The sequence below is a fragment of the Endozoicomonas sp. genome, assembly GCF_031844845.1.
Classification (GTDB): domain Bacteria; phylum Pseudomonadota; class Gammaproteobacteria; order Pseudomonadales; family Endozoicomonadaceae; genus Endozoicomonas.
The window spans coordinates 1-4729 of record NZ_JAVRMB020000333.1; the positions used below are offsets into that span (position 1 = coordinate 1).

The 4729-nt window shown below is 43.0% G+C and carries 4 protein-coding genes and 1 pseudogene; 2 read left to right on the plus strand and 3 right to left on the minus strand.

The genetic code is table 11. The features are described from left to right. A pseudogene (locus RM811_RS18465) lies at positions 1 to 798 on the minus strand (hypothetical protein); the annotation flags it as partial. A gap of 225 nt (positions 799 to 1023) precedes the next feature. Then, positions 1024 to 1998 carry a site-specific integrase gene (locus RM811_RS18470; RefSeq protein ID WP_402527247.1) on the minus strand — a complete coding sequence of 325 codons (975 nt, stop codon included), beginning with the start codon at positions 1996 to 1998 and terminating at the stop codon, positions 1024 to 1026. A 450-nt stretch (positions 1999 to 2448) separates the two neighbouring features. Here RM811_RS18470 and RM811_RS18475 point away from each other — a divergent pair, with 450 nt between their 5' ends. Together RM811_RS18475 and RM811_RS18480 are read left to right on the plus strand one after the other, a co-directional pair. Then, complete coding sequence (locus RM811_RS18475; protein WP_402527248.1) at positions 2449 to 3177, plus strand: hypothetical protein; 729 nt, start codon at positions 2449 to 2451, stop codon at positions 3175 to 3177. 154 nt (positions 3178 to 3331) lie between these two features. Then, entirely contained in the window at positions 3332 to 3700 is a 369-nt protein-coding gene (locus tag RM811_RS18480; RefSeq protein WP_402527249.1) for a hypothetical protein, read from the plus strand. A gap of 144 nt (positions 3701 to 3844) precedes the next feature. On the opposite strand, the gene RM811_RS18485 is transcribed toward RM811_RS18480, so the two are convergent. Next, positions 3845 to 4729: protein rep (locus RM811_RS18485; RefSeq protein ID WP_402527250.1), on the minus strand; the 885-nt coding region annotated here is incomplete at its 5' end.

Consider the following 4729-nt stretch of genomic DNA (forward strand, 5'->3'; position numbering starts at 1 on the left):
GTCAGCTAACGACTGGAATCGAGTGTGAGAAAAAGTGATCGTCACCATAACGACCTTTTTATCATTCCCATATGCCCAGTCGATTCCTTGGGCAATCTCTGCCCTACGCCTCTCCTGAACTACGGCAGCGCACACAGGGCAAACCCAGACGTTACCGCACATGACCAGCCCACCGTAAAAAGCCTTGCCATGCTCTTTTGATTTATAAACCTTCACATCACCATCGTCCCCAGCCGTATGAGGTGTACGGCGACATTTGCAGACACGGTGATAATTCAGAGCGCATTCATTTCTCAGCCCAGATTTGTGCTTTTCGCCCTCTCTGGTGGCAATCTCGGCAGCCGCCGATAACAGGCGATATCGATCAGCTCTTATCTCCCGAATCTTCCTATGGGAGTCAGAATCCAAGGCATCAGCAATCGGTGTCTTTTTGGTAGTTATTTTCTCGGTTTTTGAGTGGCTACAGGTCTTGTGCTGCAAGGGCTCTGAGCAACAATCACCCCCAAAAGTGGAAACAGATTCAGCGTGTATCCCAAGGGGCTGGTCGCTGCGCTCCCGCCCAGCGGCATAGTCGGGTCTTGATCCCGACCCTGAGATTGGTTTTATTGGTTCCAATAAAGCGTTTGATGATAAACTGGATGTGGGCTGGCTCTGCTGAGGAGCAACCGGCCTGCCCGTTGCAATGCAACCGCCGCCTTTGTGGGTTTCTGGCGTTAAATTGATAACCCTCTCACTTCCTGCATATAAGGAAGCCAGAAGCTCTATCTGGTGGGAACTCTTCGAATTATTTGATATCACTTTCCCCTGCCTTGTTTGGCAGGTGTCTAGCGACAAATTTGAAAAAATCGCAAATATTTGTCATACTGACCCTGTAACGTAATTACATGAAAAAACCGGAAGGAGGTGTTGAAGCACCTATGATCTCTGGTTTTTTTGTGCCTGTTGTTTATGCAGGCACAACCGGCAAAATCGCCGATCAATAAGAACAATAATAACCCTATTTAACCGAATAGTACAAATCCCCTACCTTTCTAAGCCCTTGTCATTATTGACATTTTGGGATTTATATGTCGTTATTCTTCGAAGGTACTGGCTCTTAGCCCCGTATCTGATCCTTTTATCATATCCTCCAGCCTGAATTTTTAGCCCACCACGAGCCCGGTTTTTAAAACCATAAGCTTCTATTGATCGAGTTGACTGGTGTCCCATCAGATAGGCGATGACGTGATCTGGCATACTGGAAGCCTTCAGCTCCCCGCCCATCTGGTGTCGCCATGTGTACAATGAGTAATGTCGATCCCGGCCCTTAAACACCCTGCGGCTGGCCTTACTGACGTTATCCTGAATATTCCTAGTGGTTTTCTTGGTTTTTTTCAAAACATCAATGCAGGTAGCGAGGTGCTTCAAGGTATTAGGGTCATTTACCTGAATTTTACGATCCAATCCTCTGTTATCGTTTTTCTTGGCTCCGATAACATTTACTGTGTTACCAGTAACGACAAGACCTTTTAGTTCCTCTGGTCTTACCCCTAAATTCTTTACAATATACATGGCTGCTCTGCATTCGATGTTCTCAGTTTTTTTGAAATAATCAATTAAAGCCTTCTCGTCAGCCTCCCGAACATGCTTCATCTTTGGTTTTTTCTTTTTAATTGGGAGCTTTTCAAAATCAGGAAGCAATTCGTTCGTGCAGGGGTTTTTAATTTTCTCAATTTCTTTGGCATATTTCTTATAGCCAGCGGCAGTCTGCTGGACAACAATTGCCCTTCTCATTTTTGTAAAATATGAAGGTCTCCAATTTGGAGCGTCTGCCAGCAAGCATTGCTGAATAGCGAGCCGGGTGATTTTGCCTTTTCTTTTTTCAACGGTTTTCAGGTAGGCATTCGCCTGACGGATATATTCTTCTTTGGTTTTAGATTCCATTTCATTGTTTTCAATTTCTATATTTATTATGCCATAAAAGCCCACTTTCCATAAATCTTGCTTACTTTCGGACAATTTACCTGCTGATGGTTTTTAGGTTTTCTAGCCCATTGCAAGGGGTAGGTTCATACCAAGCATTCAATACCTCATGGACATTGAATGGCTGTGTCTTGGTATTGGGTTTCGAATGCCAATTTCATATCATCCTGATATAAAATGCCATCCTCCCAGTTAGCCATATCAGGGTAAATTCACCCTTATATAACTCCCTGCACCCAAAGCCCAAAACACAGCCATTCAATACCCATCGGCATCGAAGGGAGGTTTCTCCGACCACTCTCTCGTCACATTCGTGACTTGTTCGGGTCTCCGGCCTTATCAGGCACAACCTCCCTTCTTCGGACAAAAAACCGAAGAAGGTAAAAGATGTTTAAAACAGTTTAATAAACAGTTTTAAACATATTTTATTGCTTTTGATTTGATGTTTATGATATGTTGATAGACATATTACTGGAGAACAAAAATATGAGCATCGCAAAGCTGGTCAGCAATCAAGATCAAAGAGACTACCAGAGGCTAATTACTGCACTCGGATCAGAGAACAATCCAAGCCAGTGGCTTGAGTTTATGGCCGCAATGCATGAGTTGCTGCCTGAGATTCTGACGGTAGGTAAACCATCAAAGAACACCATTGAGAAGAGTCTGGTAGGTAGACTGGGTTTCCCATCATGGAGAGCCATGCTGGAAGCACCCAAAGAGGAATATGGCTTAGGATGGACAAAAGCAGGATGGGATTCATTCAAAAGAGCGTGGAACACAGTTTCCAAATACCCATACCTGAAATCCATGAGTTTCTCTGCCGGTTATATCAATAAATATGCTCATGAATGGCGTGATGAATTTCCAGAATCAGCAGATCAGTTCAATCAAAAGCTGAACAACCAAAAGGCTGAAAACAAGAAGAAGGCTGAGGAAAAGCGAACCAACAGTGTTACTGCCCTTAACGAGCAAATCCAAACATTACAAGAGCAGGTTTTAGCCCTGAATGAGCAATTAAAGGGTAAACATGATCGCAATATCAAACTCGAATCAACCGTTGACGAAAAGCAGAATCGTATCAACGAGCTTGATAAAAAAATCGAATCCCTAACTACAAAAAACGCTGAAATGGAAAATAAAATCAGCAGTTTGCAATCTGACATTAACAGATTGAATAACCGTAGTTTTTGGGAAAAGCTCAAAGATCTTTTTTAAGAGGTCTTGTTTGACCTTTAAATCCCGCGACTAAAAGAATTGAATTATCTGTTAATTATATGGTCAAAGTATCTTAAACAAAGTATCGCCTACTTAGTTGTGTATGCGAAAGCAAACGTTTAACTACTGTAAGAACAAACAATAAGGTTTTGATATGACTGGATTAGAAGGGATAATTCCTACTACGGTACATTACGATCATAGAGAGTTTGAGTTTAGCTACAAACCAATTGATCACCAAGATCCCACAAAAGGTGTAACTATTACATGTAGAACAAAAAACGGTAGGAAAGTGTCAGACTGGTCTATGGAATTAGAAAATTTTACTTCTGGGCTAAGAATAGGTGGCAAAAGGATAGCCATGGATATGCCATTACAAGTAGCATATGGTTTTTGCCGTGATATATATACTCATACAACAGGATGTCTCGATGGTTTCGGAGGAACTTACTTAGAAAGGCCAATTCAACCTATTTGTGAGGAAATTTCAAAAAAATATATGTCTGCACTAACTAAAAAATAAGTTATTTATAACAGAACATACATACCTCTACCTATTATGATATGGCAGTGTCAATGATATGAGTGGAAAAGACGAACGAACCTAGGACTCCTAGCTGGCTGGAGTCCTGAAGCTCAAACATAGGGAAGCCCCACGGCAGGACTATCAACTTGAGTCCTGTACATCAATTTCTTTGCAATACAGGTCATTCAATAGAATATGGATACCCGGTAAGCCATAAAGTTCCGCTGCGTCTAAAACCAGAGTTCTAGCGTTATATTTCAGCACCAGTTTCCATTCATTTCTCTTAATGCTGGTCAATAAATCAGCCGCGTCCTGCTTTTCTTCAGCCAGCTCCACATCGGTCTTTTCATCCAGCCCAACCCGATCTTTAAGCCCATGTGACCAAAAAATCTGAGCCTTGCCCCTCATGGCTTCTAAATAATCTAAAAAAAGTTTTCCTGAATACTCATTTCCTAGACTGTATTCATCTAAAAGCTGGAAGGGGTGTTTCCCTTTGCCATATGCCCCTTTTACCGAGCCGTTAGCAATCTCCCTGTCGGCTCCCCAATGTGAGCTATCGTCCTGCTTTGCCATATAATCGCTTGTCGAACAATTGTCTTTTACATCTATGGAGTGCTTCCTGAAAGCCTCGGTTTTCCCTCTAGTAACCAAACCCTCCTTACGGCAAATTTTCAACCATCTTTCCGTCACGGTATGACGTATATACTCAGGATCAACATCCTTATCAACGATCCAAAGCTCATGGGTGTGTGGATGCCAGCCTGATTTACCGTAGGTCAACTCCAACGTTCGGATCAGACCGCCAAACCCTACGGAGTCCTTGAAATCAGTCCATTCCCGACCACCCCGCAGCTTGCGCAATGCCCTAGATTGCTTGGAGAGAAGGTCAGCTAACGACTGGAATCGAGTGTGAGAAAAAGTGATCGTCACCATAACGACCTTTTTATCATTCCCATATGCCCAGTCGATTCCTTGGGCAATCTCTGCCCTACGCCTCTCCTGAACTACGGCAGCGCACACAGGGCA